Origin of the sequence: Streptomyces sp. NPDC058620, assembly GCF_042717135.1 — a bacterium.
Taxonomy (GTDB): domain Bacteria; phylum Actinomycetota; class Actinomycetes; order Streptomycetales; family Streptomycetaceae; genus Streptomyces.
The window spans coordinates 1-2,034 of sequence record NZ_JBHXQO010000146.1 but is presented as its reverse complement, the minus strand read 5'-3'; the positions used below and the strand labels follow the sequence as shown (position 1 = coordinate 2,034).

2 protein-coding genes and 2 pseudogenes are annotated in these 2,034 nt (G+C 67.4%); 2 read left to right on the top strand and 2 right to left on the bottom strand.

The window, feature by feature from the left end; translation table 11 throughout:
- Window positions 1–104: 104 nt before the first annotated feature.
- On the bottom strand, window positions 105–371 hold the full coding sequence (locus ACFWSK_RS37725; RefSeq protein WP_383796702.1) for a contact-dependent growth inhibition system immunity protein: 267 nt from the start codon (window positions 369–371) through the stop codon (window positions 105–107).
- Window positions 372–632: 261 nt separating this feature from the next.
- Between ACFWSK_RS37725 and ACFWSK_RS37720 the strand changes: the two are divergent.
- Window positions 633–1,109 (top strand): annotated as a pseudogene (locus ACFWSK_RS37720) (transposase family protein); the annotation flags it as partial.
- Here the strand turns inward: ACFWSK_RS37720 and ACFWSK_RS37715 are convergent.
- Window positions 1,093–1,901 (bottom strand): IS5 family transposase gene (locus ACFWSK_RS37715; RefSeq protein ID WP_383796699.1). Its coding sequence is split into 2 segments (ribosomal slippage): window positions 1,093–1,553 and window positions 1,553–1,901, totalling 810 coding nucleotides; the frame shifts between segments, so codons are not numbered across the junction. The pseudogene ACFWSK_RS37720 and the gene ACFWSK_RS37715 sit on opposite strands and share 17 nt — an antisense overlap.
- Window positions 1,902–1,939: 38 nt before the next feature.
- Here ACFWSK_RS37715 and ACFWSK_RS37710 point away from each other — a divergent pair.
- A pseudogene (locus tag ACFWSK_RS37710) lies at window positions 1,940–2,034 on the top strand (IS5/IS1182 family transposase); the annotation flags it as partial.

Here is a 2,034-nt window from a genome sequence, read left to right as displayed (position 1 = left end):
ATGATCGCTGCACGTGCCCGGTTCCCCACCACACAGTCCATGATCAACGATCAAGGGCCCGACGCGCCACCGCTAACCATGCACGAGCTCGTTAGGTTGCCCGGCTAAACGGCCAGGATCACGGCGCCTTCGGTGGACAGGCCCGGAAGCGGGTCGTCTCGAAGCGCCTCCACCGCGAGGGGAAGAAGTACCGGCAGCCCTATGTCCTGCCCGATCAGCAGACGCAGGTCCTCAACGGTCAGAGCTCCGACCGGCCGACCCCGCAGGGCATGCGCCGTCGCAATGAGACGGGTGGCGTCAGGCGGGGGCGCCTGCCAGCGATCACGTTCAAGCTCCGCAAGGGACCGACCACGGGCGATAGATACAGTCACCAGGCGATTCTCTCGTGAATGCGTGTGGTCGGGTCGCCGGAGACCATCGCTGATGCCCGGCTACCCGGCCACTACGCGAGATCTCAAACCCGGTCTCATGCCGTCAGTGTGCTCGCGTCCACTGACAACGCCCGCGGCGGCCCAGTGAGCGTTTTCAGATTGGCCACTGATGGGATGACGGCGGCGAGGGCGCAACCCACGAGGCACCCGTGCCGTTGAGAGAGATGTTCGACGTCTCAACTCATCAGTGCAGGTGCCTCGTTGGTCTCCTATCCTGCCGCACTCGACCTGCCCCGTGCGTTGGTCGAGTGGGTCACCATGCTCATCGTCACCCGCGAGGGTGACCGCCGCTGCAAGCTCCCGCCGCACCAACGCGCGCTCGTCGCTCTGGTGTACCTGCGCAAGCACGACACCCTGGCCCAGATAGCCGCCGGCTTCGGCATCTCGGTCGGCACCGCCCACGCTTACACCACCGCAGTGATCGACCTCCTGGCCGCCCAGGCGCCCGGCCTGCTCAAGGTCCTGCGCGAGCACGAACCGCACTACGTACCGCTCGACGGCACGCTCGCCGAGTGCGACCGGGTCGGCGACGGCCGGGCCGACTACTCGCACAAGCACCGTCGCCACGGTGTGAACGTGCAGGTCGTAACCGATCCGACCGGGCAGGTGCTGTGGATCTCGCCGGCCTTGCCGGGCCGGTGCCACGACCTAAGAAGTCATCTCATTTGGCGATCCTGCGGTAGCAGATGAGGGTGCAGGCGATGCTGGTGAAGGCGAGGAAGTGGTCGGCCTTGCGTTCGTAGCGTCGGTGGAGGCGGCGGCAGCCGGCGAGCCAGGCCATGGTGCGTTCCACGGTCCAGCGGTGGCGGCCCAGCCGTTGCGAGGACTCGACTCCCTTGCGGGCGATGCGGTGGGTGATGCCGCGTTCGCGTAACCATCGCCGCAGGTGGGCGTAGTCGTAGCCCTTGTCGGCGTGGAGCTTGCCGGGCTTGCGCCGTCGCCGGCCGCGGCGCGAGCGGATCGGCGGGATGCCCTTCACGAGCGGGATCAGGGCCTGGCTGTCGTGCAGGTTGGCCCCGGAAATGCCGACGGATATGGGCAGACCCGACCGTTCCGTGATCAGGTGGATCTTCGAGCCGTACTTGCCCCGGTCGACAGGATTCGGACCTGTCAGGTCCCCCTTTTCAGGGCCCGCATGTTTACCGAGTCGATCGCACACCGCGACCAGTCCAGCTCGCCGCGGGCACCGAGTTCGTCGAGGACCAGGCGGTGGAGCTTGGCCCACACCCTGGCCTTCGACCACTCCGAGAACCGCCGGTGGGCGGTCGCTCCGGACGGGCCGAACGACGCCGAAGGCAACTGCTGCCAGGTACAACCCGACGTGGCCACGAAGACGATCGCGGCCAACACTTCCCGGTCGCCGTGCCGACGCCGACCACCGCCCTGCGGCCGCGACGGCGCCTCGGGCACCACCCGCTGGAACAACTCCCACAACTCGGCCGGCACCAGCCGCTCAACGATCCCCACCATGACTCACAGGATACCGAGTCATCCAAATGAGATGGCCTCTAACTGCGGCCCGCACTCATCGGATCATCCGGATCTGCGAACGCCAGGGCGTCCCCATCCTGGCCGACCGCGCCTACACGGGTGCCGGCCCCTG